Here is a 23,798-nt window from a genome sequence, read left to right as displayed (position 1 = left end):
CGCCGCTCATGACGAAGGGGACGCGACGTGGCAGGGAAGAAGAAGGCAGCGATCATCGCACTCGCCAACCAGAAGGGGGGCGTGGCCAAGACCACCTCGGTGTCATCACTCGGCGCGGCCTTCGCAGAGCTTGGCCTCACGGTGCTCCTCGTCGATCTCGACGCCCAGGCCTGCCTGACCTTCAGCCTTGGCATCGACCCCGACGCGGTCGAGACGTCCGTCCATGAGGTGCTCCTCGGCCAGTGCGAGGCCAGCGAGGCCGTCCTCAAGGTCAGTGAATCGGTCGACCTCATCCCGGCGACGATCGACCTCGCCGGGGCCGAAGCTGCCCTCCTGACCCGCCCGGGACGCGAGTTCGTGTTGCAGTCCGCGCTCGAAGAGGTGCGGCGCGACTACGACGTGATCTTGCTCGACTGCTCGCCGAGCCTCGGTGTCCTCACTCTGGGCGCGCTCACCGCGAGCACCGGCCTGATCATTCCCATGCCCTGCGAGATGTTGAGCCACCGTGGGGTCGGGCAGCTCCTCGACACCGTGCGCGATGTTCGCAAGCTCCTCAACAAGAAGCTGAAGGTCGTCGGCATCCTCCCGACGATGTACGACGGGCGTGCGCGGCACTCCAAGGAGGTCCTCGGCGATGTCGGGGAGCGCTATGACCTGCCGGTCCTCTCACCACCGATCCCGCGGACGGTGCGTTTCGCCGAGGCCCCCGCGATCGGGCGATCGGTCCTAGAGACGGCCGGCAGTTCGAAGGGGGCGATGGCCTACCGCGAGGTCGCCGAGTCCCTCCTTCCGGTGGTCCAGGCCTAGCACTCGCGGGCGGCTAGGCGATCAGGCCGAGGGCACCCATGCGCTTTTGATGCGCGTCGGTGAGCCGGGTCATGATCTGGCCGATCTCTTCTAGGCCCGCGCCGGGGCGGTCGTGGCTCGTGCCGAGGATCAGCTCCGAGAGCGCGTCGCGCTCGACCGCGACGAGCTGGCCCTGCGAGAGCGCCTCGCCGACGAGGCGCCGACCCCACAACGCGAGCGGCCCAGCGAGCGTGCGCTCCTTGTGGATCGCGTCGCGGACGGCGCCGACGATGACCTCGGTGCGGCCATCGTCACCGCTCGCCTGCTCGATGATCTCGCGCGACTCGTCGTCGACATAGCGGGCGATCTCCCGGAAGAAGTCGTTGGCGATCCCGTCGCCGATATACGCCTTGACGAGGCCCTCCAACACATCGCGCGGCTTGGTCCGAGCGTGGTAGGCGTCGAAGGCCTCCTTGAAGGGGGTCATCGCCTCCCAGGGGTCGCCGCCGAGTTCGACGATGTGCGAGACGAGGAGCTCGTAGTTGGTGAACTCCTTGACGGCCATACCCGCCAGGGCGGTCTTCAGGTGCATGTCCGAGGCCATCTCGGAGTCGGCGGCCATCCGGGTAAAGCCCGAGATCGAGCCGTAGGCGATCACCCCGAGGAGGTCGATCACCCCTTCGCGCTCGCGCTCGCCGAGATGTGCCCCGGCGCTCTTCGCGGGCTTCGCCGCAGGGTCGGCGGCGCTCACATCGGGGGTCATCTCATCGCTCATGACGCCGAGCCTAGTGGCGCGAGTGGGGCGATGCCGGTGGGAGCGGCTACGATGGGCGCTGAACTCGGTGCCCGGTCGGCCCGTACCAGCGACTTACGCCTTAGATGCCCAGGCAGTCCGCCAACTCGCGAGAACTCCGGTTGGCCCCGCCTGCGTGAAGACCTCCGATCGGCCCGCCACCTGCGCGGCAGGTGCCATCACGTGCGCTGCCCGCCGATCGAAAGAAGCTTCATGACCGACATCCAGACCGCCCCCGTGGACGGGGTCGACGAACCCAATCCGCCCGTAGACGTCACCTTCGCCGACTTCGACGTCCACCCCGACATCGTCGCGAGCCTCGCCGACGCGGGCATCATTACTCCCTTCCCCATCCAGGCGATGACCCTCCCGGTCGCGCTGGGCGGGCACGACATCATCGGGCAGGCCAAGACCGGCACCGGGAAGACCCTCGGTTTCGGCGTCCCGATCCTCAACCGGATCGACACCGAGACCGACGACCGTCGCCCGCAGGCGCTGGCGGTCGCGCCGACCCGCGAACTCGCCGTCCAGGTCGCTGGCGACCTCGAGCGCGCTGGCAAGCGCCGCGGCATCAAGGTGCTCACCGTTTACGGAGGCCGCGCCTATGAGCCGCAGATCGAGGCCCTGAAGAAGGGGGTCCACGTGGTCGTCGGCACCCCCGGGCGCCTGATCGACCTCGCCCAGCAAAAGCACCTCGACCTCTCCAACGCGCGCACGGTCGTCCTGGACGAGGCCGACGAGATGCTCGACCTCGGCTTCTTGCCCGATGTCGAAAAGATCATGGCGATGACGCCCGCCGGTCGGCACACGATGCTCTTCTCGGCGACCATGCCGGGCGCGATCGTTGCGCTCGCGCGCCGCTACATGAGCCAGCCCACCCACATCCGCGCGATGAGCGAGGACGGCGAGTCGGACAGCCAGATGGTCAAGGCCATCGCCCAGTTCGCCTACCGCGCGCACGCGATGGACAAGGTCGAGATGCTCGCTCGGATCCTTCAGGCGAAGGGCCGGGGCCTCACGATCATCTTCAGCCGGACCAAGCGGACCGCCGCGAAGGTCGCCGATGAGCTCGTCGAGCGGGGCTTCGCCGCCGCGTCAATCCACGGCGACCTCGGACAGGGCGCCCGCGAGCAGGCCCTGCGGGCCTTTCGCAATGGCAAGGTCGACATCCTCGTGGCGACCGATGTCGCCGCGCGCGGGATCGACGTCGACAACGTCACCCATGTGATCAATTACCAGTGCCCCGACGATGAAAAGACCTACGTCCACCGCATCGGGCGGACCGGTCGCGCGGGCAACACCGGCACCGCGATCACCTTCGTCGACTGGGACGACCTCACCAAGTGGGCCGTGATCAACCGTCAGCTCGACCTCGGAATGCCCGAGCCGGTCGAGACCTACAGTTCCTCCCCGCACCTCTTCACCGACCTCGACATCCCCGAGGGGACCAAGGGGCGCCTCCCGCGGGCGCAGCGCACCCGGGCCGGGCTCGAAGCCGAGGAGCTTGAAGACCTCGGCGAAACCGGCGCCTCCAGCGGTCGTCGACAGGCCCCTGGTCGTGGTGGTCGAGGTGGCGGCAATGGCCGGGCCCGCGAGGAGCGCGGTGAGAACCGCTCCGCGCGAGGCGAAGGTGGGGCGCCGCGTCGCCGCCGGAACCGCCGGCGCACCCGTGGCGGTCAGTCCTCCGACTGATTCGTTTGTCTTGAGCCGGGGCCCTAGAGCTGTCGTCGGCCCGTGATCAGGCCGTACGCGACGGTGAGCAGGGCGGCGGCGATGACGCCGACGCCGACGGCCGCAGTATTGAATTCGGCCGCGTCCCCGCCCAACCCGAGGAGGGCGGCGACGCCGGCACCGATGCTGGCCCCGAGGACGCCGAGCCCGACCGAGATCGCGACCGGCAGGCTCTGCTTACCCGGCAGCAGGACGCGCGCGAGCATCCCGACGATCGCCCCGAGGGCGATCGCGCCAGCGAGGGTGAGGATTAACTCCACCTGCGATGCCGCAGGGTCAGGCCCCGAAACCGACCCGACCGCGCGACGGCTCGCCGATCTCGAGATATCCGAGGGCGCCTGCCGGGACGATGATTCGGCGCCCCTTGTCATCGGTGATCGCGAGCGCCTCCCCGGCGGATGCGGCGTCAATGGCCCGGGTGATTTCGGCCTCGTGGCTAACCGACTCGATAACGATCTCTCGGGCGACATCGCGGATGCCGATCTTGACCTCCATGAACGGATGTCCTTCCTTTAGGCGTGAAGACGACAGCGCACCGAGCACAACACGGGGCGCGAGAGACATGCTGCCACCCGGCGCCAGATGCTCCGCGAAGGGGCCTAGGACTGGCGATCCTTCATGGTGGCGCGACTGGGATAGGCGCCAATCCCGCGCCAGGCCAGGTGTCCGGCCGCGCGCGCGGCGTCGTCCTGGGGGATACCCGCCCCATGGTCGAGCCAGGCGCGCGCGCTCACCTGAGCCATTCCGGCCAGGGCGATCCCAAGGAACATCGCGAAGTCGTGAGGCAGGTCGGTGTCCTTGGTGATCCGATCGGCGATCGCCTCGCAGACGGCGTTTTCGGCGAACGCAAGTCGCTCGCGCACTCGCTCCTCGTTGCCGAGATCGGACTCGAAGATCAGCCTGTAGCCGCCATCGGCCTCGCCGACGAACTGGAAGAAGGCCGCGATCGTCGCGTAGACGCGTTCCTTCGGGTCGTCGGAGCTGTTGAGCGCCGCGACGACGAGGTCCTGGATACGACTGCACGCCTCGTCGATCAGCGCCAGGTAGAGATCGAGCTTGCCCGGGAAGTGCTGGTAGAGCACCGGTTTGGAGATCCCGGCCTCGTCCGCGATGTCTTCCATCGCCGCGGCGTGATACCCCTTCTCGACGAAGACCCGTTGCGCGGCAGACAGAAGCTGGGTCCGGCGCTGGGCTCGTGGAAGACGCTGAACTCGTCCGGGGGTCGTGGCCACAAATGTCCTTTCGGGGGGACTCGAACGCGGTCCATGGCACCCGGCGGACGCCGTTGTGGATCCGGTCTAGAGCCATTTTACGCACCGGTAGTGGTCGCGACACGGAATCAACGCGCGAGGGCGGCGGAATCTACCCTTTCGTGGGGAGAGCGACAAGGGTTGTCGGCGACAGATGGTGGGATGGGGTTGTGAGTTTGGATAACCCGTTGCGGGTGCGGTTGCGCCGCGGACCCGCGCCCCTGACTGCCGGACCGGGCGACCCGGCGACGTCGGCCCCCGGCATCGGCTGGACCCTTGATGAGGACCAACGCGCCGCGGTGGCTGCCCGCGCCGAGGTGCTGCGGGTTCTCGGAGGGCCGGGCACGGGAACCTCGACGGTGGCCCGCGACATCCTGCTCGACCGGGTCCGGCGCGGCGAGGTGAGCGCGGACCGGGCCCTGCTCATCGCTCCGACCCGGGTGGCCGCTGCTCGCGCGCGGGACGACGTGACAGCCCGCCTCGCACGCACGGGCACCGGTCCGTTGGCTCGGACGATGGCGAGCCTCGGTTTCGGGATCCTGCGTCAGCAGGCAGCCCTGGTCGGCGCGCCCGAACCCCGCTTGCTCTCGGGGGCAGAGCAGGACTCGGTGCTCGCCGACCTACTCGCTGGGCACGCCGCCGAAGGGGGTGGGCCGCGCTGGCCCGAGGCGGTTCAGGACGCGCTCGGGACCCGCGGTTTGCGCGGGGAGCTGCGCGACCTGCTGATGCGCGCCGTCGAGCACGGCGTGGGACCGCAGGAGCTGGCCGCCCTGGGAGCGGCCCACGACCGGCCCGAGTGGATCGCCGGAGCCGAGGTCTTGCGTGAGTACGACGAGGTGACCGCCCTTGGCCGGCCCGGAGCCTATGACCCGGCGTGGATTCTGACGGCCGCCGCAGATCTGATCGAGGATGACCCGATCGCGGCAGAGCGGGTGCGTGCCTCGCTCGGCCTCGTGGTCGTCGATGACGCTCACGAACTCACTGCTCCTGCCGTGCGGTTGATCCGCCTGGTGACGGGAGGGGGGACTCCTCTTGTCCTCCTCGGAGACCCCGATGCGACCGTTCAGGGCTTCCGGGGAGCGGACCCCCGGGCGCTGATCGATCCCTGGCCGGGACGGGAGGAGGCCACCGTCGTGCTCGGCCAGGGGCACCGGCTCCCGGCTGCGGTCGCGGCGGCAGCGGATCGCGTCGTGTCGCGGATCGGTGCTCTCGGCGGGGGTGCGGCACGCCACGCCGAGCCAGCCCGCCAGGGACCCGGCGAGGTAGACGTCCGGGTCCTGCGCGGCAGTGCCCAAGAGGCCGCCTATATCGCCCATGACCTTCGTCGCGCCCGACTGATGGAGGGGGTCGCGTGGTCCGAGATGGCGGTCATCGTGCGCGGTGCGAGCCGGACCGGCACGCTGCGCCGGGTCCTGGCCTCGGCCGGAGTGCCGGTCGCGAGCACGGGCGGCGAGATCCCGCTGCGAAGCGAACCTGCGGTGCGCCCCCTGCTGCTCCTCCTCGCTGAAGCGGTCGAATTGGCGAAGGGGGCCCGCTCCGAGCCCGAGATCGACACGGTTATCGAGCTGCTTGGTTCGTCCTTCGTCGGTGCCGACGCGGTCGCCCAGCGGCGGCTGCGCCGATTGTTACGCCGAGAAGAGCTGACCGGTGGTGGCTCGCGCACGAGCGATGAGTTATTGACGGCCTCCGTGATCGACCCAGAGCGCGTAGATCACCTCGGAGCGGAGGCTTGGCCGCTGCGCCGACTGAGTCGGCTCCTCGCCGCCGCTTGCGAGGCAGCGGTGCGCCGGCCCGACGGGACGGGGTGGGCTCCAGGCGTTGCCGCCGAGACGATCCTGTGGGCCAGTTGGAGCCGCAGCGGGCTCGCCGAGACGTGGCGCGATACCGCCCTAGCGGGCGGCGCGGCCGGGATTCGGGCCGACCGAGACCTCGACGCCGTGGTGGCGCTCTTCGACGCGGCGGCACGCCACGCGCAGGCCCGTCCCGGAGCGGGACCCGATGCCTTCCTGGAGGCGATTGCGCACCAGGACATCGCGGCCGACTCCATCGCCGCCCGGGCCCAAAGCGACGAGGTCGTCGAGATCCTCACTCCCGCCGCCGCGGCAGGTCGTCAGTGGCGCCGGGTCGTCGTGGCAGGGGTCCAGGACGGCGTCTGGCCGGACCTGCGCCTGCGTGGATCGCTGCTCGGCTCCCAGGATCTGGTCGACGTCCTCGCCGGGAGGCCGCTCAGCACGGCGGCGGCGAGGGCCCAGGTTCGCGATGACGAGACCCGCCTGTTCTATGTCGCGATCACGCGAGCGAGCGAGCGTCTCCTCGTGACCGCTGTGCGTACCGAGGACGAGCAGCCGTCGGTCTATCTCGACCTCGTCGCGGGGCGAGCCGACGGCTCCCTGCGGCCGGTGACCGAGGTGCCATCCCCCCTTGACTTGACCGGCGTGGTCGCGCGGTTGCGCCAGGATGCGGGCGGGCCCGACCCGAGCGCGGCAGCAGCGGCCGTACCGCGCCTCGCCCGGCTGCGAGCCGAAGAGATCCGCGGCGCGGACCCGGCGAGGTGGTGGGCGCTTCGCGAGCGAAGCGACGATCGCCCCCTTCGCGCCGACGACCAACCAGTGCCGGTCAGCCCGTCACGCGTGGAGACCTTCGCGCGCTGTGGGCTGCGGTGGCTGCTCACGAGCAGCGGCGGGGACCGGTCCCGAGCTGTTGCCGCCGAGGTCGGGACGCTGATCCACGCGATCGCCGCCGAGTTGGGCGACACCGACGCCGCGACCCTGCGCGCCGAGATCGACGCGCGCTGGGCCCAGTTGGGGTTGCCCCCAGGGTGGGTCAACGACCAACGCCGAGCGCGGGCCCATGCGATGGCGCACTGGCTCGCGGCCTTCTACACCCGCTCCCGCGAAGGGGGCTGGAGCCTCGTCGAGCCCGAGGCCGGCTTCCGGGTCGAACTCGGCCGGGCCGTCCTCGCCGGATCGGTCGATCGGTTGGAGCAGGATGCCGAGGGGCGGTTGCGCGTCATCGATTACAAGACGGGCAGTAGCGCCCCGACGCGCTCCGATCTTCCCCAGCACCCACAGCTCGGCACCTACCAGGTCGCCGTGAGCGAAGGGGGGTTCGCGGCGGGGACCGAGAGCGCCGGGGCCGCGCTGGTGCAGCTCGGCAAAATCGCTAATCGCCGCAACCTCGTGATGGAGCAGCCCGCCCTCGATCGCGCCGAAGACCCGCAGTGGGCGCACCGGCTGATCGAGCAGACCGCCGACGGGATGGCGGCCGCCGAGGTGACCGCCCGGGTGGACGACACCTTCTGCGGCAGTTGTCCGGTGACGTCGTCGTGCCCCCTTCGGCCCGAAGGGAGCGTGCTGCGGTGAACGATGTGCGCTGGAGCGCGACCGACCTCGCGCGGGCCCTCGATCAGCCGTCCCCGACGCCCGAGCAGATCGCGGTGATCGAGGCACCGCTCGAGCCGCAACTTATCGTCGCCGGAGCGGGTTCGGGCAAGACCGAGACCATGACCTCCCGAGTGGTCTGGCTCGTCGCCAATCGCCTCGTGAGCCCCGAGGAGGTGCTGGGCCTGACCTTCACCCGTAAGGCCGCCGGAGAACTCTCGGCGCGAGTCGCGGCCCGCTTGGCGAGCCTGAACGATGCGGGGATCTGGTCGCCGCCGCAGGATAGCGACGCCTTCTTGGGGGTTGGCCCGGCGATTTCGACCTATCACTCCTATGCCGGGGCGCTCGTTCGTGAGCATGCCCTACGGCTCGGGTACGAGCGCGATGCGCGGATGCTCTCCGAGGCCGCTGCCTGGCAACTCGCGCACGAAGTTGTCGTTGCCTATGACGGGCCGATGGGGGAGGTCGAGCAGGTCGAGGCGACGGTAACCAATGCCGTCCTCGCTCTCGCCGGCGAGATGTCCGAGCACCTGCTGAGCGTGCGCGACATCGATCAATACCTGGAGCGCCAGGTCTCCGGGATGGAGGCGATCGAGGCCCGGGACTCGCGCCGGTATATCAAGGAGGGCGGCCAGAAGATCCTCGCGACGCTGCGTCGGCGACGTCAGATCTTGCCGATCGTCGAGCGCTACCTCAGCGTCAAGCGTGAGCGCAACGCGATGGACTTCGCCGATCAGATGGCGCTCGCGGCCCGGCTGGCCCGTCGCTTCGGCGATATTGGAGCGCTCCAGCGCGAGACCTATCGGGTGGTCCTGCTCGATGAGTTCCAAGACACCAGCGAGGCCCAACTCGTCCTCATGCGCGAGCTCTTCGCCCCCGAGGGTGGCCCGTCTTCGGCGGTGACCGCCGTCGGCGATCCGCACCAGTCGATCTACGCCTGGCGCGGGGCGAGCGCCACCACGCTCGCGACCTTCCCGCAGGTATTTCGCGCGCGCCGAGAGGGAGGTGACGAGCCCGCGCCGGTGCGCCCGCTCTCCACGAGTTGGCGCAATGACCGCCTGATCCTCGCCGTCGCGAACGCCATCGCGGAGCCCCTTCGAGCCTCAAGCCCGATCCCCGTCGAGGGCCTCCACCCGCGCGAGGGCGCACACCTCGGGCAGGTCGAGGTGCTGCGGGAGGTGACCTCCGAGCAAGAAGCCGACCGGGTCGCCGAGTGGATCTCGCAGCGCCGGGGGAAGGGGGCGAGCGCACGCAGCGCCGCGGTCCTGTGTCGCAAACGCAGCCAGTTCGCCCCGATCGCGGAGGCCTTGGACCGCCATGGTGTCCCGTACGAGGTCGTCGGGCTCGGCGGCCTGCTCCAGACCGCTGAGGTGAGCGATGTGGTCTCGCTGCTCGCCGTGGTCGCCGATCCGACGCGCGGGGATCGACTGATGCGCCTGCTGACCGGGCCGGTGGCGAGGCTGGGGGCCGCCGATATCGCTGGCCTCGGTGCCCGCGCAGCCGACCTGCGGCCCGCCCGGACAGCTGCGCCCACCACGGACCTCGCGCCGGACAGCAATGACGACGTCACGATCGTCGATGCCCTCGACGAACTCCCCGAGCCGGGGTGGCGCAGTCGCGATGGACGCACGATCTCCGATACCGGTCTCGCGCGCCTGCGCGATCTGGCGGCCATCGTGCGGCGATTGCGGGAGCAGAGCGGGCTCGCCCTTCCCGATCTCGTGGGGGAGGCCGAGCGGGCGCTCGGAATCGACCTCGAAGTGCTCTCCCGGCCGGGGTGGAGCCCAGGCGCCGCCCGGAGCCACCTCGATGCCTTCGCCGATGTCGCCGCGCAGTTCGCGGCCTCCGCCGATCGGCCGACCCTGGGCGCGTTCGTCAGCTGGATCGAGGCGGCGCTGGAGCGCGAGGACGGGCTCGACGCGCCGACGGTAGAGGTCAGCGCCGATGCCGTGCAGATCCTCACCTGTCATGCGGCCAAGGGCTTGGAATGGGATGTCGTCGCCGTCCCGGGGCTTGTCGAAGGGAGCTTTCCCGCCCACCCGGCACGCGCGAGGTGGGTCGGCAATGACGAGCAGTGGGTGCTCGGCGCGGTGACGGACGGAGGGTGGTTGACCGGGCTCGATGGCGGTGTGCCCTACGCCCTGCGCGGCGACCGAGACGGTCTGCCGGAGCTCGACCTGACCGTGGGCCCGGACACCAAGGCCGTCGAGGCCGCGGCCTCGGCCTTCCGCGCCGCCGGCGGTGAGCACGGTGTGGTCGAAGAGCGCCGCCTGGCGTATGTCGCGACCACCCGTGCTCGCCACCAACTGCTCCTCAGCGGGGCGACCTGGGTCGGGCGGACGCGGACGCCCCGGCTGCCCTCGCGCTTCGTGACCGAGATCGTGGGGGAGACGCCGGGCGATGGTGCGCCCACCATCACCGGCGTGCGGGTGGTGGACTGGTGCGAGACCCCGCCAGAGGGGTTGGACAACCCGATCGCGGCCGCCGAACGGGTCGCGGTGTGGCCGCAATGGTCGGCAACGCCCGAGCATGAGCGGCTGAGCGCCGCCGCTGACGCGATCATCGCGGCGTCTAGTTCGGCGATCGCCCCGTCGGGCGGGGGCGCGATCGATCGCGAACTCGATCTCCTCCTCGCCGAACGGCGCGAGCGGTTAGCGCACCGGGTCCCCTCCGTCGACCTCCCGGCCCACCTCACGACCTCATCGCTGGTGGCCCTCGCGCGCGACCCGCAGGCCTATGCCCTCGATGTGCGCCGCCCCCTTCCACAACCGCCGAGCGCGTCGACCCGCCGCGGCACGGCCTTCCACGCCTGGGTGGAGGAGCACTACCAGCGCTCGGCGATCGTCGATCTCGACGACCTGCCCGGTAGCGCCGATCAGGATCTAGACGATGAGGACCTCGAGGCGATGAAGGAGCGCTTCCTCGCGAGCGAATGGGCGACGAGGACGCCACTGGAGGTGGAGCTCAGCCTGGAGACGGTGATCGCCGGGCGGGCGGTCCGCGGCCGGGTCGACGCGGTCTTCGCCTCCGAGGGCGGTGGCGTCATCGTCGTGGACTGGAAGTCCGGGCGGCCGGCCACCGGTCCCGATGCTCGCGTGCGCGCTCTGCAACTCGCCGCCTACCGCGTGGCATATGCCCGATGGCGGGACATCCCGTTGGAGCAGGTGCGCGCCGCCTTCTATTACGCCTCGACCGGCGAAACCCACTACCCCGACCTGCTCGGAGTTGAGCAGATCGAGCAGGTCGTGACGGGGGGCGATTAGGCCGAGGGCGAGGAGTGCGGCGGCTCGTCGTGCTCGTCCGCGTCGCCCCCATCGTCATCGCGATCTGCCTCGATGGGGCGGGTGTCGGTGTCCTCGGGGGCGAGGGCCTCGGAGGCGACCTCGTACTCCTCGGTGGACCAGTCATCGGAACTCGCGGAGTACAGCGTCCCGTCGGTGGACTCCGTGGTGTCCGCGGGATCGCTGTGGTGAATCGGGATGGCGGTCACCCGATCGGCGCTCGCGCCCGTGGGGTCCTCGCCAGCCAGTTCGGCGTCGAGGTCGCGCAGGGCGGCCTCGTGGTGAGCCGCGCGGTCGAGGTCGCCCGCGGCGACGGCGGCCATCATCGTGCGGACGCGAGCCATCTCCGCGACCATGCGTGCCCGCTCGAGGACGTAGCGATCGGGGTGCTCGGTCCGCGTGTGGGCGTACGCCTCCATGATCGTCTCCATCGCCTCCTCGGAGGCCGAGCCGATGAGGAAGGCGAAGTCGTCTGCTGGGTCGGCGACCTGGGCGCGCTCCCATCCGAGGAATCCGCGCACCGCGAGCGACTCCTCGTGGTCGACGACCAGGATGTGGCTCCCGTCGAGCGCGCCGTGCGTGGGGGTCGTGATGAAGCGCCAGTGCCGCACGTCCTCAAGTAATTGCTCCCACCGCGAGAGCAACCGGGACGGGACCCGGCCGGTGACGGCGGCGCGATCGAGGTCCGCGAGGCGGCGCGCGCGATAGCCCTCGGCATCGAAGACCGGCATCCCGGCGTCTTCGTAGACGCGCGGGTCGAGGTTGTGCAGCATCGCGAGCGCCCGGCCGAGGTGCGCGGCGAGACCGCGTCCGGGGGTGAGGCCCGCCGGGTCAAGCAGGTAGCCGGGCAGGTGGGCATGGACGGCCGCGCGACCCCCTTCGGGCAGACGAACCCATCCCCGCACAAACGGCACCGGGATCGTGAGGCGTCGCGCCAGTTGGGTCAGCAGGACCGCGGACTGCTCCAACTCGGCCGCCGCGGCGGCGTCCCGAGGGCAGCGGATCACCCAACGCCGATGCTCGGCGTCGTGGACGAAAGCGACGTCGTAGCCGGCGTCGGGGCCGGTGACCACGCCCTCGACCGAGACCGGATCCAGGTCGGGTACGGCCGCACTGGCTAAGGCGGCGAGGGTCAAAGGTCCACGGCTCACGCCCTTTACCGTAGGTGCAGTCGAGCGCAGAAGGCGGGAGCGCCACCCGGAGTGGGCCAGATCGGCTGGATCTCGCGAGTGACTATCGTCGTCAGGGTGTCGCTTTCTCCCTTCGCCGATCTCCCGTTCGCTGGCGGCGATCTCGATCGCGATGCCGCGCTGCGCGCTGACCCCGATGCCCTGAGCGCCCTCTTCACCGACGCATCGACGCTCGTGCTCGAGATGGTGGGCGATGAGGTGCCGGTGCGCCGGGTCGCCGATGGATCGCGACTGGTGCTGCGGCCACCGCGGCCGAGCGATCGAGAGCAGTTGTGGTTCTATCTCGGGCGGGCCGACGGGGAGCATTGGATCGCGGTCTGCGCCGACACCGCCGAGGGGGTCGACCCGGAGCTGCTTCGCGGGCCGCGGCAGATCGGCCAGTACCTCACGGCACGCGAAGGGGGTGCGCTCGCGACGACCCTCGCGCTCGCGGCTTGGCATCGCGGGCACCCGCGCTGTCCGCGCTGCGGCGCCCCGACCCGGGCGACCCATGGTGGCTGGATCCGCCGGTGCGACGCCGATGGCAGCGAACACTATCCGCGCACGGACCCCGCGATCATCGTGGCGATCACCGACGCGCAGGACCGGCTGCTCCTCGCACGCGGCGCGACCTGGCCAGAGGATCGATACTCCTTGCTCGCCGGCTTCGTCGAACCGGGTGAATCACTCGCGGCGGCCGTCGCCCGGGAGGTGCACGAAGAATCGGGGCTCGTCCTCAGCGATATCACCTATGTCGCCGACCAGCCGTGGCCCTTCCCGAGTTCCCTCATGGTGGGCTTCACCGCGCGGGCCGTGACGACCGAGTTGCACCTCGACCAGGCCGAGATCCGAGCGGCTCGATGGGTGACTCGCGACGACCTGACCGCGCTCTGGGCGAGCGGCGAGATCGCCCGGCCGAACCGGTTTTCGATCTCGGCCCGGCTCGTCGAGCAGTGGTACGGGCAGCGCCTGTGAGCGCGATCGCGTGATTGTCGGCCCCAAGTGAGAAGGTGCTCTCGTTAGGCACAACGAGGAGGCGAGATGACACCCCCTTCCGGCCCCCACCCGGGAGCCGATGAGGTGCTGGCCGCCCTCGACCCAGAGCAGCGCGAGGTCGCGGCGCATCCCACGGGCGCCATGTGTGTGCTGGCCGGTGCCGGCACCGGCAAGACCCGTGCGATCACCCACCGGATCGCTTATGGGGTGCACTCGGGTGCCTACCACCCGCAGCGGGTGCTCGCGGTGACCTTCACGGCGCGCGCTGCCGGGGAGATGCGCACCAGGTTGCGCGACCTCGGGGTGGCTGGGGTCCAGGCACGGACCTTCCACGCGGCGGCGCTGCGCCAACTTCATTACTTCTGGCCGCAGGCGATCGGCGGGGCCGCGCCGGAGATCATGGCGCACAAGGCACCTGCGGTGGCCGAGGCGGCCGGGCGACTCGGGCTGCGGCTCGACCGGGCGGAACTACGCGACCTCGCCGCCGAGATCGAGTGGTCCAAGGTCTCGCTCCTGACGCCCCAGAGTTATCCCGAGGTGGCCCGCACCGCCCGTCGCGAGCCTCCCGGGATCGACCTCACCGGGATGGCTCGGCTGATCGAGGCCTATGAAGAGGTCAAGGGCGCGCGCGGCGTCATCGACTTCGAGGACGTCCTGCTGCTCACCGTCGGAATCCTCGACGAGCGAGCGGATATCGCCGCGACGGTGCGTGAGCAGTACCGGCATTTCGTCGTCGATGAGTATCAGGACGTCAACGCCCTCCAGCAGCGCCTGCTCGAGCTGTGGGTCGGGGGTCGTGATGACCTCTGCGTGGTCGGCGACCCCGCCCAGACGATCTACTCCTTTACGGGAGCGACGCCTCAGCACCTCCTGCGGTTTACTACGCGTCACCCCGGGGCGCGGACCGTGCGCCTCGTGCGCAACTACCGCTCCACCCCGCAGGTGGTCACCCTCGCAAACCGCCTGCTGACCGCTCCGAATGGCGAACGTCGCCATGGCTCGGTGGTTCTCCACGCCCAGGGCGGCGCCGGCCCGGAGCCTCGCCTCACTGCCCTCGATGATGACCCGGCCGAGGCGGCCTGGGTGGCGCAGCAGGTCCGGCGGCTGGTGGCCGCCGGCCGTCCCGCGAGTCAGATCGCGATCCTGTTCCGGACCAACGGACAGTCCGAGGCCTTTGAGTCGGCGCTGGCCGACGAGGGCGTCCCCTATCTCGTGCGCGGCGGTGAACGCTTCTTCTCCCGCAAGGAGGTCCGTGACGCCCTCGTGCTGCTCCGCGGCGCAGCGCGCACCGACGACGGGACCAAACCGCTCGGTACCGTCGTCGCCGATGTCCTCGGGGGGATGGGCTGGCAGCCCGGCGAGCCCGGGACGAGTGGCGCCGTGCGAGCGCGCTGGGAGTCGCTCAAGGCCCTCGTCGACCTCGGCGAACGCCTGGCCGCGACGACTCCAGAGGCTCACCTGCCGGATCTCATCCGTGAACTTGACGAGCGCGCCGCGGCCCAGCACGCACCGAGCGTCGAAGGGGTGACGCTCGCCTCCCTTCACGCGGCCAAGGGTCTGGAGTGGGATGTCGTCTTCTTCGTCGGCTGCTCGGATGGGCTCCTGCCGATCACGATGGCCGAGGGGCCCGAGGAGATCGAGGAGGAGCGGCGCCTGATGTACGTCGGCGTGACCCGGGCCCGCGAGATCCTGCACCTCACCTGGGCCCGTGCGCGCACGCCCGGCGCGCGGGCGAGCCGTCGGGTCAGCCGATTCCTCGATGGGGCGTCGGGGATCCTCGGTGAGGGTGCGCGGTCCGTGCCCAAATCCGCAGGGGGGCAGTCCCGCTCGCGCGCACGGGTGGCCCGCACCCGGCACTGCAAGGGGTGCGGCACCGAACTCACGACGGCGACCGCCCGGGCGAGTGGACGCTGCCCGGACTGTCCGGCGACCTACGACGAGGGGCTCTACGAGCGCCTGCGCGCGTGGCGCCTGGCCGCGGCTCGCGCGCAGAGTGTGCCGGCCTTCGTCGTCTTTACCGATGCCACCTTGGAGGCGATCGCCGATGCCGAGCCGAAGGCCCAACGCGAACTTGCCGCGATCAGTGGCGTCGGTCCCCGCAAGCTGTCCCTGTACGCCGACCAGGTGATCGCCGTGGTGGCCGGTTCGGACCCCGAAGAGGTTGTCGCAGCGAGCGCCTCGGAAGTCGGCGATTAATTCGGTTGGCAGGCCGCTCGGTCGTGCCCTAACCTGACAAAACGTTCGCCATGCACCTGGTACGAGCACGTGCCACGTGAAGAAGGAAGAAGGGAGGGCAGCCTCGCGATGATCACGACGATTACCGATCCGGTCAATGGGATGAGCGCTGCCCACCTGGGATCCGGCGCCGCCTCGAGCCTGCGAATCGAAACCGCGAATTTCGATCCGCGCCCGAAGGCCCCCGCCGCAGATCTGCGCTCGCCGCGCACCGGCTTTCTCGCTCTGCACAGCTAGAAGTCTCGCCGGTAACAGGCGGCCCGGTACGCGGTCTCCCGCCCGCGGATCTCGCGCCCAGTCCTCGGTCTCGATGACCGCACCAGGACCTTCTTCTTCCCTTCTTCCACCACGTGCTCCAGGAGCAACGAACCACCATGACTGCGGTAATCCAGCCCCCTTCCCCGACCACGACCCGCGTGAGCGTCCCCTGCTTCGAAGAGGACCCAGAGATCTGGTTCGCGGCGACGCCCGAGGGCGTCGAATTTGCCAAGGCGCTCTGCCAGACCTGTCCCTTCCGCGAACGGTGCCTCGCTGGTGCCATCGAGCGTGCCGAGCCCTGGGGTGTCTGGGGCGGCGAGCTCTTTGACGGCGGTCGGGTCGTGCCGCGCAAACGCCCGCGAGGGCGACCTCGGAAGCACCCGATCCCCGTCTAGTGGTCGGCCGGCCCCCTTCGACCGGGGCCGGCCGACCTGTCACGATGGAGCGCATGACGCTGCGGATCGCCCAGGACCCGATCGCCGACGAGTTGCTGAGTTCGGACCCCTTCGCCCTGCTGATCGGGATGCTCCTCGATCAGCAGTTCCCAATGGAGCGGGCGTTTGCCGGACCGGCGAAATTGCGCGAACGCTTCGGCCCTCTCGACCCCGCTGCGGTCGCGGACGCCGACCCAGAGCAGTTGGCCGACCTGGCGGCCACGCCGCCAGCGATCCACCGCTACGCCCGGTCGATGGCGGGGCGGATCCAGGCCCTCGCCGCCGTGGTGCGAGACGACTATGACGGCGATGCGGCCGCGATCTGGACGACCGCCGCGGACACCACGGAGTTGCTGAAGCGGTTGACGGCACTGCCCGGTTTCGGCGAGCAGAAGGCGCGGATCTTCGCCGCGCTGCTCGGCAAACAGCTCGGTGTGCGCCCCGACGGGTGGCGCGAGGCGATCGGCCCCTACGCCGAAGAGGGGTCGCGTCGCTCGGTCGCCGATGTGGTCGACCCGCAAAGCCTGCAAGAGGTCCGGGACACCAAGAAGGCCGCGAAGGCGGCGGCGAAGGCCGCGAAGGGGTAGGCCATGGCCGACGGCGCGATCGACGATGGCCGCGAGAGCGAGCGGCACTGTGCGATGTGCGGGACGAGCACGCGCGACCCGAGCGAATTGCTGACCTGGGTCATGGGCAGCGAGAGCGGTCGCACGATCTGGACCTGCGCGCAGTGCAGCCGTCGTCACGTCCGCTCGATCGAGGCCAAACTCGACTCGACCTGGTGGTGACGGGCGACTAGCGCGGCTCGGCGAAGCCGGGCAGGTGTTGCTCACCCAAGGCGCGCGCCGGGACCGTCCCGCCGATCTGGCTGAGCACCCCGATTCCACCGAGGAAGACCCGGTGAATCATGAGGTACTCCGGCGGCAGATTGAACTTCATCCCGACCGCAAACTCCGGGTGACGGAAGTCGGTCGTGCGCTGGGACACCTCGCGCAGCCATTCGCGCGAGAAACGATGCTCCTCGTGCCCGAGCGGCTCGATGAAGGGGCGCAGGTAACTCACGATGGCATGGGCGTCGGTCGCGGTGCCGCGCCGGATGAAGCCCTGGTCAAGGAGGCCCGCGAGCACCTCTTCGTCCCGTCCAGCAAGAGCGAGTCGGATCAGCTCACCGATGACCGGGGGCAGCCCGTACGGGAGGTGGCCCACGGCTCCGAAGTCGATGACCCCAAGACGCCCGTCAGGGGTGACGCGGTAGTTCCCCGGGTGGGGATCGGCGTGGACCATCCCCGCGCGAGCGGGTGCGCCGACGAGGAAACTCAGGTAGAGGCTCGCCACTGCGTCCCGGGTCGGCTGGTCGGCGTCTCGGATGATCTGGCCGAGCGGTACGCCATCGAGCCACTCGGTGATGAGGACATGGCGGGTCCCGGCCACGACCTGCGGCACGACCACGTCCGGGTCGTCAGCATAGGCGGCGGCGAAGGCCCGTTGGTGCTCCGCCTCGAGGATGTAGTCGAGCTCCTCGTCGGCGCGCGCGAGGAGCTCCTCGGTGACCGGCTTGACGTCGAGGCCTGGCATCCAGGCACCGATGACCCGCGCCAATCGGGCGAGTTGTTGCAGGTCGGAGCGCAGGGCAGCCTCGGCGCCGGGGTACTGCAGTTTCACCGCGACCGTCCGGCCATCGGCCCAGGTGCCGCGGTGCACCTGCCCGATCGAGGCGGCCGCGACCGGGGTCTCACCGAACTCGACCAACTGCTCGCGCCAGCGGGGGCCGAGTTCGCGGGTGAGGACGGTGTGCACATCCGCAGAGCTCATCGGGGGAGCGGCGTCTTGGAGTTTGGCGAGCATCTCGCGATAGGGCTCGACAAGATCCTCAGGCAGCGCGGCCTCGAGCACGGACATCGCTTGCCCGACCTTCATCGCGCCCCCCTTCAATGAGCCAAGGACCGTGAAGAGTTGCTCCGCGGTCCGGCGCTGCATCTCCTCGGCGACCTCGGCCGACGACTGGCCGGTCGCGCGCTTGCCGAGGCCGACAGCGGCTCGCCCGGCCGCCCCGAGGGGGAGGCTCGCGAGCCGGGCGGTGCGGGTCAGGGCGCGGCGGGGGATCTCGGTCACGTGGTCCATTTCATCGCATGGCCCTGGGAGCTCCCTGGCCGAGGGGGGTGTCAGCACAATCACAGAGCGGGTGGCGATGCCAAACCCGACGGGCGAGCGTCGGCCCGGGCACGGTCACGTCGATGGAGGAGCCGAGCGGCAGGCCCCGCCCGGCCAGATGGTCGAGCACCACAACTCCCGCGAGACCGGCGGCAAGCCCGCAGGTCGCGCCATCGCCATCGACGGGGACCGGGGGACCCACCCGGGGCGCGCTCACCTGAGCGCGAAGCCAGGGCCAGCCCGGATCGAGGTCGACCCGAGTGAGTTCGAGGCAGTGCAGGCAGGGTCCCACGCCGGGCAGGACCAGGGGGCCGATGCTCGCGTGCCCGGGCCCGCACCACAGCGGAAGCACGCTCGCGCCCGCCGCCCGCCAGGCGTCACCCGAGGTCGCGGCGACCGGGACATGCGAGGCGATCACCACCACGGGCATCGCGCGCTCGCCGTCTGGGGAGGATGAAGGGAGCACGGCCGCGTCGCCCGTGGGATCGCGCAAGACCCGGCTGAGGCCGGCCTGCCGCAGGACCTCTGCGAGGAGCGCTGGTACCTGTCCGGCGCCTTGGATGATCACGGGCGGGTCATCGAGCGGTCTCGCTCGCCCTTCGCCGAGGAGCCCATGCGGGCCCAGATGGGTGAGCAGATGGCGTGCCCGATCGGGCGACATCCCGTGAGCGATCGCGTCATCGCAGGCCTGATCCACCGAGCGGGACCCATCGAGGGTCAGCAGCCAGAGGCACTCGTGAGGTGCGACCCCGACGACTCGGAGGGCATCGTGCGGGCCGAGGCCGAGCTGGATCGTGCCGTCGGGCCGGCGCAGGATCTGGATCGGTCGGGTGAGGCGTGGCCGAGGTGGGTGAGGTGGCATCTGCTGGCTCCTTCTCGCCGAAGGGCGTCCCGGCCACTGTCGCAGAATCGCCCCACTCGCCCTTCGACTTATCCACATGCCACGGGGCGCAGGTGGAGTGGATCGCGCGGGGTTGTCGGCATCCCTCGCTAGGTTTAGCCCCGTGGCCGCCGATGACGTCGAAATCCGCCGCAGTCGCCGCCGCCGTCGCACGGTAAGCGCGTACCTGGACGGCGGGCGGCTCGTTGTGCTGCTCCCGGCCGGGATGAGCGCCTCGGAGGAGAAGCACTGGGTCAAGACGATGCGCGCGCGCGTGCTGCGCCGATCCTCGCGGCAACCGGCCTCCGACGAGCAGCTGATGCGACGCGCCGAGCGCCTGTCCAAGGCTCATCTAGGAGGGATCGCCAAGCCCGCCTCGGTCCGTTGGGTGACCAATCAGAACACTCGCTGGGGCTCGTGCACCCCGCTCGATCGCACCATCCGGCTCAGCCATCGCCTCCAAGGGATGCCGGACTACGTCATCGACTACGTCCTGCTCCACGAACTCGCGCACCTGCTCGTGCCCGGACATGGCGCCGAGTTCTGGGCGCTGCTGAGTTCCTACGAGCGCACCGAGCGAGCCCGCGGCTATCTCGAAGGGGTGAGTGGTCGCCCCGAGGAGCTCGAAGACTAGGCCCGCTCCAGGGCGTCGAGCCCGGCCTGCACGAGCGGTCGGAGGTCTTCGCTGCCCTCCGGGAGCCCGTCGATGGGCCACCAGGCGAGGTCCAAGGACTCGGCCGAGATCCGCGGTATCGCGCCGTGGACCGCGACCGCGGCGTATCGGACGTCGAGGTGCTCACGGCAGCGGCCAAATGCGCCCGGCAGGTCGTGGCGATCCAGATGGACCGGATCGGGCAGCATCTCGATCTCGCCAGCGACGAGACCGGACTCCTCCAGGGCCTCGCGAGCGGCCGCGCCCGAGATCGTGAGGTCGCTCCCTTCGATATGGCCGCCCATCTGGAACCACCGGCGCGCCTTGGCGTGCAGGGTCAGCAGGACCGCCGTGCGATCCGGTGCGTAGATCAGGCAGCCGGCCGTGAAGTGCGCCGGTGGACCTCCCTTCGACACCGCCATCGGGTCGGCCCCGAGGTGCGCGAGGTACTGCTCACGCAGGGCCTCCTGCTCCCCATCGGGCGCCGTCCAATCGCGCAGGACCCGCTCGAGATCGCGCGCGACGGCTTGGTAGGGAGGCCACACCCGGGCGATCCCAAGAGAAGGGGGCGTCACTCGCCAGACTCGTCGCGCAGCAAGGCGTCCAACTCGGCATCGAGGTCGGTCCCTTCGGATTCGCCCCCGAAACGCTCGACGTAGCCGAGCGGGTCGTCGAGGTCCTCGGCGCGGGGCGCGACATCGGGGTGGTCCCACGCGGCATCGCGCGCGCTCGCGCCGTGCGCATCCTCGAGCGCGGCCCAGAGGTTCGCCGCGTCCCGCAGGCGCCGCGGTCGCAGCTCAAGTCCGACGAGCCCGGCGAAGGTCTTTTCGGCCGGGCCCCCCGTCGCGCGCCGGCGCCGGATCGTTTCGGCCATCGCCGCCGTATTGGGCAGATGATCGGCGCTCGCGCGCGCCGCGACGTGATCGACCCACCCTTCGATCAGCGCCAGCCAGGTCTCGAGGCGGGTCAGCGCGGCCTGCTGGATCGCGCTCGGTTGCGGCTGGAAGAACGAACCGGTGAGCGCCTCCTGCAGCGCCTCGGGATCAGAGGGATTGATTTGGGAGACGGCCGCGTCGATCGCGTCGGTGTCGATCGCCATCCCGCGCGAGTACTCCTGAACGGTCGCGAGGATCTGCGGGCCAAGCCATGGGACGGCGGTGAAGAGGCGCATCCGGGCCGCCTCACGAAGGGCGAGATGCAACCACACCTCATCGAGGTCAACGCCGAGTCCGTCGGCGAAGAGGGCGATGTTGGCGGGCAGCAGGGCGACCCGCCCCTGGACGATCGGGATCCCGACCTCGGTGCCGGTGACGGTTTCGCCAGCGAGCGCCCCCACGGCCTGCGCCAATTGGGCGGTGATGAGCGAAGAGCTCATCCGCTGCACCATCGGTGCCATCTGATTGCTGATGGCGTCGAGGTTCATCCCGGGCGGCAGCCCGAGGGCGGCGAGGTCCGCGCCGGAGTCGCCCATCCGCTGCATCTGCGTGCCGATCGAGTCGCGGATCGCCGCCGAGAGCCCCTCCGCGACGGGGTCGACCAGGTCGGCCCAGGTCGGCAGGGTCGCCTCGACCCATTCGGCCCGCGAGAGCGCAGCGCCGGTGAGCGAGGGCGCCTCAAGCGAGGTCGCCTGATCCAGCCACAACCCGGCGATCCGAGTGGCCTGTTCGGCGAGCGCGTGCTCGGAGCTGCCCATGGCGGCATCGCCCCCTTTCCCAGCGACGATCTGGCGGGCGACATCGGTCGCCGAGGCGACGTCGACCCCCTTCGTCACCGGGCCCGGCGCGAACATCGCCTTGACCTGCTGCGCCATCGCCGAGACGACCGCGGGGTCGGCATCGGCGAGACCCATCGCCTTGAGCTGTTCGACCATCTGCGGGGGCAGATCGGCCCCTCCGGTCAGTTCGCGCAGGATGCGGGCGAGCTCTTCGGGGAGGTCGTCGGAACCTTCGGCACGGTCAGGTTCGTAGGACACGGTGGTTCACCGCTCTCTCATGAGTGAAGATGGCCATTCACCTAACCCAACCACGGCGGACCCGAAAGGGTTCCCATCGGATCGCCGCCGGAAAAAGAAGGAGCCGCCAGATCGTGCGTGCCGCCCGCCCCAAGCCGTACGCGCGCCGCGATGACCGGATCGCGACGTGGGTCCTTGGCGTATCGCTGCTGCTCATCGCGGCCTTCTTCGCCCTCACGATGTGGCACGTCCCCTACGTCGTGGAGCGCCCTGGCCCGATCGTCGACACCCTCGGCAAGGCCGGCAGCCAGCAGATCGTCGAGGTGAAGGGGGAGAAGAGTTACACCGACGACGGGCACCTGTACTTCACCACGGTCTCGGTCCTCGGCGGGCCCGAGCGGCATATCTCGGCCTGGGAATGGCTGCAGGCCAAGGTCGACGGGGACGCGGTGATCGTGCCGGAGGAGCAGGTCTTCCCGAAGGGGGCGACCGACGCCGAGGTCAAGGAGGCCAATGTCGCCGCCATGGAGGGTTCGCAGCAGACTGCGGTCGCGGCGGGTCTGCGCAGCGTCGGCCAGAAGGTCGGGCAACGCAATCTCGTCGCGTCGATCGTGGATCAGAGCCCGGCCGATGGGAAGGTCGAACTCAAGGACGAGATCCGTGCGGTCGACGGCAAGAGCGTGAACCGAGTGATCGATATCGTCACGGCCATCTCGGACCGTTCACCAGGTGATCCGGTGAAGCTCACGGTCAAGCGGGGCAATGCCGAGCGCACCCTGACCCTCACCACGGCCGATATCGGTGGCGGGCGCGCCGGCATCGGCATCGGGATCGAGCCGGTCTTCGACTTCCCGGTCGAGGTCCGTATCCACGCCGGCGAGGTCGGCGGCCCGAGCGCCGGGATGATGTTTGGGTTGGCGACCCGCGACCGGCTCACCCCCGGCTCGCTCACCGGAGGGCGCTCGGTCGCTGGGACCGGGACGATTGACGACTCCGGCTGGGTGGGCCCCATCGGAGGCATCCGCCAGAAGATGGTCGGGGCGCGCGAGGGCGGCGCCGAGTACTTCCTCGCGCCGAAGGGCAACTGTGACGAGGTGGTCGGCCATGTCCCGAAGGGGCTCACCGTCGTCGAGGTGACCGACTTCGACACGGCGGTGCGCTCGGTCGAACGGATCGCGAAGGGCGATGCCGCTGGCCTGCCCGATTGCTCGACCGCAGCGCCGAAGGGGTAGGCCGGGGCCGGCGTTGCCCCTAGTCCTCCAGCGTTGCGCGCAGGGCGTGGACCAGCCCAGGGGCGATGTCCTCGCCCATCGCGACCCGGTCATCGCGGTCGTGCGCGCGCTGACGCAGCAGACAGATCGAGCGGCCGTCGCGGTGGACGGCGACGAGGAGCCGGACATCCTGACGGTCCGGGTGCGCGGCGAGCGCGTCCACGGCATCGCCGGGGCGCTCGGGCAGGTCGCGCTCGGCCTCCGGGGGGACGACGATCCGCTCTAGGGCCACGGCGACGCCGTCGACGGTCTCCGGCCAGGCCATCCGGCCGAGCAGGGACTCGATCGAACTGGTCGAGGGCAAGCCCTCCTGCTCGATCGCGGTGAGAGCGCCCGGGACGAGATCGCTCACGCCGAGCGACTCGCGTAACCCGGGTTCGGCGGTCACGAGGTCCTCGGTGCTCACGAGCGCAAAGACGCGCGGGTTCTGGTCCCAGCCGGCGCCAGCGACGTGCCGCTCGGTCTCGAGGGCGACGAGGGCCAGGGGTTCGGTGGTCGGTTGGCTCTGCGGGGACGTCTCAGGCACCCGCCCATGGTGCCATCCCTCATGGGCCGAAAGCCCAACGCTCAGCAACGCTAG

22 protein-coding genes are annotated in these 23,798 nt (G+C 70.3%); 12 read left to right on the top strand and 10 right to left on the bottom strand.

Going from position 1 to position 23,798, the window contains the following annotated elements:
• Positions 1-27: 27 nt before the first annotated feature.
• Positions 28-807, top strand: a complete 780-nt coding sequence (locus AB8K43_RS09215) for a ParA family protein (protein WP_370893633.1) — start codon at positions 28-30, stop codon at positions 805-807.
• A 13-nt stretch (positions 808-820) separates the two neighbouring features.
• Here the strand turns inward: AB8K43_RS09215 and AB8K43_RS09210 are convergent, their stop codons facing one another.
• Positions 821-1,561 carry a ferritin-like fold-containing protein gene (locus tag AB8K43_RS09210; protein ID WP_370893631.1) on the bottom strand — a complete coding sequence of 247 codons (741 nt, stop codon included), beginning with the start codon at positions 1,559-1,561 and terminating at the stop codon, positions 821-823.
• A gap of 231 nt (positions 1,562-1,792) precedes the next feature.
• On the opposite strand from AB8K43_RS09210, the gene AB8K43_RS09205 reads away from it, so the two are divergent.
• Positions 1,793-3,271, top strand: a complete 1,479-nt coding sequence (locus tag AB8K43_RS09205; RefSeq protein WP_370893629.1) for a DEAD/DEAH box helicase — start codon at positions 1,793-1,795, stop codon at positions 3,269-3,271.
• A gap of 23 nt (positions 3,272-3,294) precedes the next feature.
• Here AB8K43_RS09205 and AB8K43_RS09200 read toward each other — a convergent pair whose 3' ends face one another.
• The 3 genes from AB8K43_RS09200 to AB8K43_RS09190 form a co-directional block, all read right to left on the bottom strand.
• The gene (locus AB8K43_RS09200) at positions 3,295-3,570 is read right to left on the bottom strand and encodes a GlsB/YeaQ/YmgE family stress response membrane protein (protein ID WP_370893627.1); all 276 of its coding nucleotides are present in this window, start codon (positions 3,568-3,570) and stop codon (positions 3,295-3,297) included.
• A gap of 16 nt (positions 3,571-3,586) precedes the next feature.
• Complete coding sequence (locus tag AB8K43_RS09195; protein WP_370893625.1) at positions 3,587-3,805, bottom strand: DUF3107 domain-containing protein; 219 nt, start codon at positions 3,803-3,805, stop codon at positions 3,587-3,589.
• A gap of 104 nt (positions 3,806-3,909) precedes the next feature.
• Positions 3,910-4,542 (bottom strand): TetR/AcrR family transcriptional regulator, encoded by a 633-nt coding sequence (locus tag AB8K43_RS09190; RefSeq protein ID WP_370893623.1) that lies wholly within the window; start codon positions 4,540-4,542, stop codon positions 3,910-3,912.
• Between the two features lie 188 nt (positions 4,543-4,730).
• Here AB8K43_RS09190 and AB8K43_RS09185 point away from each other — a divergent pair, with 188 nt between their 5' ends.
• Together AB8K43_RS09185 and AB8K43_RS09180 are read left to right on the top strand one after the other, a co-directional pair.
• Positions 4,731-7,922 (top strand): ATP-dependent helicase, encoded by a 3,192-nt coding sequence (locus AB8K43_RS09185; protein WP_370893621.1) that lies wholly within the window; start codon positions 4,731-4,733, stop codon positions 7,920-7,922.
• Positions 7,919-11,203 (top strand): ATP-dependent helicase, encoded by a 3,285-nt coding sequence (locus AB8K43_RS09180; protein WP_370893619.1) that lies wholly within the window; start codon positions 7,919-7,921, stop codon positions 11,201-11,203. The genes AB8K43_RS09185 and AB8K43_RS09180 overlap by 4 nt, the downstream gene beginning before the upstream one ends.
• Here AB8K43_RS09180 and AB8K43_RS09175 read toward each other — a convergent pair.
• Positions 11,200-12,372 carry a phosphotransferase gene (locus tag AB8K43_RS09175; protein WP_370893617.1) on the bottom strand — a complete coding sequence of 391 codons (1,173 nt, stop codon included), beginning with the start codon at positions 12,370-12,372 and terminating at the stop codon, positions 11,200-11,202. The genes AB8K43_RS09180 and AB8K43_RS09175 overlap by 4 nt on opposite strands.
• A gap of 96 nt (positions 12,373-12,468) precedes the next feature.
• Here AB8K43_RS09175 and nudC point away from each other — a divergent pair, with 96 nt between their 5' ends.
• From nudC to AB8K43_RS09145, 6 genes are all read left to right on the top strand, one after another.
• Positions 12,469-13,365, top strand: coding sequence for an NAD(+) diphosphatase (nudC, locus tag AB8K43_RS09170; RefSeq protein WP_370893615.1), 897 nt, complete (start codon positions 12,469-12,471; stop codon positions 13,363-13,365).
• Between the two features lie 66 nt (positions 13,366-13,431).
• On the top strand, positions 13,432-15,582 hold the full coding sequence (locus AB8K43_RS09165) for a UvrD-helicase domain-containing protein (protein WP_370893613.1): 2,151 nt from the start codon (positions 13,432-13,434) through the stop codon (positions 15,580-15,582).
• 108 nt (positions 15,583-15,690) lie between these two features.
• On the top strand, positions 15,691-15,858 hold the full coding sequence (locus tag AB8K43_RS09160; RefSeq protein WP_370893611.1) for a hypothetical protein: 168 nt from the start codon (positions 15,691-15,693) through the stop codon (positions 15,856-15,858).
• A 137-nt stretch (positions 15,859-15,995) separates the two neighbouring features.
• A complete protein-coding gene (locus AB8K43_RS09155; protein WP_370893609.1) occupies positions 15,996-16,274 on the top strand; it encodes a WhiB family transcriptional regulator in 279 nt (92 codons plus the stop codon).
• Between the two features lie 53 nt (positions 16,275-16,327).
• On the top strand, positions 16,328-16,900 hold the full coding sequence (locus AB8K43_RS09150; RefSeq protein ID WP_370893607.1) for an HhH-GPD-type base excision DNA repair protein: 573 nt from the start codon (positions 16,328-16,330) through the stop codon (positions 16,898-16,900).
• Between the two features lie 3 nt (positions 16,901-16,903).
• Entirely contained in the window at positions 16,904-17,101 is a 198-nt protein-coding gene (locus tag AB8K43_RS09145) for a hypothetical protein (protein ID WP_370893605.1), read from the top strand.
• Between the two features lie 7 nt (positions 17,102-17,108).
• Here the strand turns inward: AB8K43_RS09145 and AB8K43_RS09140 are convergent, their stop codons facing one another.
• Both AB8K43_RS09140 and AB8K43_RS09135 read right to left on the bottom strand, forming a co-directional pair.
• Positions 17,109-18,434 carry an ABC1 kinase family protein gene (locus AB8K43_RS09140; RefSeq protein WP_370893603.1) on the bottom strand — a complete coding sequence of 442 codons (1,326 nt, stop codon included), beginning with the start codon at positions 18,432-18,434 and terminating at the stop codon, positions 17,109-17,111.
• 1 nt (position 18,435) lies between these two features.
• Positions 18,436-19,326, bottom strand: coding sequence for a hypothetical protein (locus AB8K43_RS09135; RefSeq protein WP_370893602.1), 891 nt, complete (start codon positions 19,324-19,326; stop codon positions 18,436-18,438).
• A 142-nt stretch (positions 19,327-19,468) separates the two neighbouring features.
• Between AB8K43_RS09135 and AB8K43_RS09130 the strand changes: the two genes are divergently transcribed.
• On the top strand, positions 19,469-19,978 hold the full coding sequence (locus AB8K43_RS09130; RefSeq protein WP_370893600.1) for a M48 family metallopeptidase: 510 nt from the start codon (positions 19,469-19,471) through the stop codon (positions 19,976-19,978).
• Here AB8K43_RS09130 and AB8K43_RS09125 read toward each other — a convergent pair.
• Together AB8K43_RS09125 and AB8K43_RS09120 are read right to left on the bottom strand one after the other, a co-directional pair.
• Complete coding sequence (locus tag AB8K43_RS09125) at positions 19,975-20,571, bottom strand: NUDIX hydrolase (RefSeq protein ID WP_370893598.1); 597 nt, start codon at positions 20,569-20,571, stop codon at positions 19,975-19,977. The two genes, AB8K43_RS09130 and AB8K43_RS09125, sit on opposite strands and share 4 nt — an antisense overlap.
• Positions 20,568-21,968 (bottom strand): zinc-dependent metalloprotease, encoded by a 1,401-nt coding sequence (locus tag AB8K43_RS09120; protein WP_370893596.1) that lies wholly within the window; start codon positions 21,966-21,968, stop codon positions 20,568-20,570. Before AB8K43_RS09120 ends, AB8K43_RS09125 begins: the two co-directional genes overlap by 4 nt.
• A gap of 113 nt (positions 21,969-22,081) precedes the next feature.
• Between AB8K43_RS09120 and AB8K43_RS09115 the strand changes: the two genes are divergently transcribed.
• A complete protein-coding gene (locus AB8K43_RS09115; RefSeq protein ID WP_370893594.1) occupies positions 22,082-23,179 on the top strand; it encodes a PDZ domain-containing protein in 1,098 nt (365 codons plus the stop codon).
• A gap of 19 nt (positions 23,180-23,198) precedes the next feature.
• Here the strand turns inward: AB8K43_RS09115 and AB8K43_RS09110 are convergent, their stop codons facing one another.
• On the bottom strand, positions 23,199-23,744 hold the full coding sequence (locus tag AB8K43_RS09110; RefSeq protein WP_370893592.1) for a PPA1309 family protein: 546 nt from the start codon (positions 23,742-23,744) through the stop codon (positions 23,199-23,201).
• Between the last annotated feature and the right edge of the window lie 54 nt (positions 23,745-23,798).

Origin of the sequence: Janibacter sp. GXQ6167 (assembly GCF_041365945.1) — a bacterium.
Lineage (GTDB): Bacteria > Actinomycetota > Actinomycetes > Actinomycetales > Dermatophilaceae > JBGFSK01.
Note: the sequence above shows the minus strand (reverse complement) of the source record. Positions and strands in the feature narration are given on the sequence as shown.

What these genes read in the sequence shown, in the direction of transcription:
- AB8K43_RS09165 (WP_370893613.1), top strand. Translation starts at nt 13,432, where the DNA reads ATGACACCCCCTTCCGGCCCCCACCCGGGAGCCGATGAGGTGCTGGCC.
- AB8K43_RS09150 (WP_370893607.1), top strand. Translation starts at nt 16,328, where the DNA reads ATGACGCTGCGGATCGCCCAGGACCCGATCGCCGACGAGTTGCTGAGT.
- AB8K43_RS09135 (WP_370893602.1), bottom strand. Translation starts at nt 19,326, where the DNA reads ATGCCACCTCACCCACCTCGGCCACGCCTCACCCGACCGATCCAGATC.
- AB8K43_RS09155 (WP_370893609.1), top strand. Translation starts at nt 15,996, where the DNA reads ATGACTGCGGTAATCCAGCCCCCTTCCCCGACCACGACCCGCGTGAGC.
- AB8K43_RS09205 (WP_370893629.1), top strand. Translation starts at nt 1,793, where the DNA reads ATGACCGACATCCAGACCGCCCCCGTGGACGGGGTCGACGAACCCAAT.
- AB8K43_RS09210 (WP_370893631.1), bottom strand. Translation starts at nt 1,561, where the DNA reads ATGAGCGATGAGATGACCCCCGATGTGAGCGCCGCCGACCCTGCGGCG.
- AB8K43_RS09140 (WP_370893603.1), bottom strand. Translation starts at nt 18,434, where the DNA reads ATGGACCACGTGACCGAGATCCCCCGCCGCGCCCTGACCCGCACCGCC.
- AB8K43_RS09195 (WP_370893625.1), bottom strand. Translation starts at nt 3,805, where the DNA reads ATGGAGGTCAAGATCGGCATCCGCGATGTCGCCCGAGAGATCGTTATC.
- AB8K43_RS09160 (WP_370893611.1), top strand. Translation starts at nt 15,691, where the DNA reads ATGATCACGACGATTACCGATCCGGTCAATGGGATGAGCGCTGCCCAC.
- AB8K43_RS09145 (WP_370893605.1), top strand. Translation starts at nt 16,904, where the DNA reads ATGGCCGACGGCGCGATCGACGATGGCCGCGAGAGCGAGCGGCACTGT.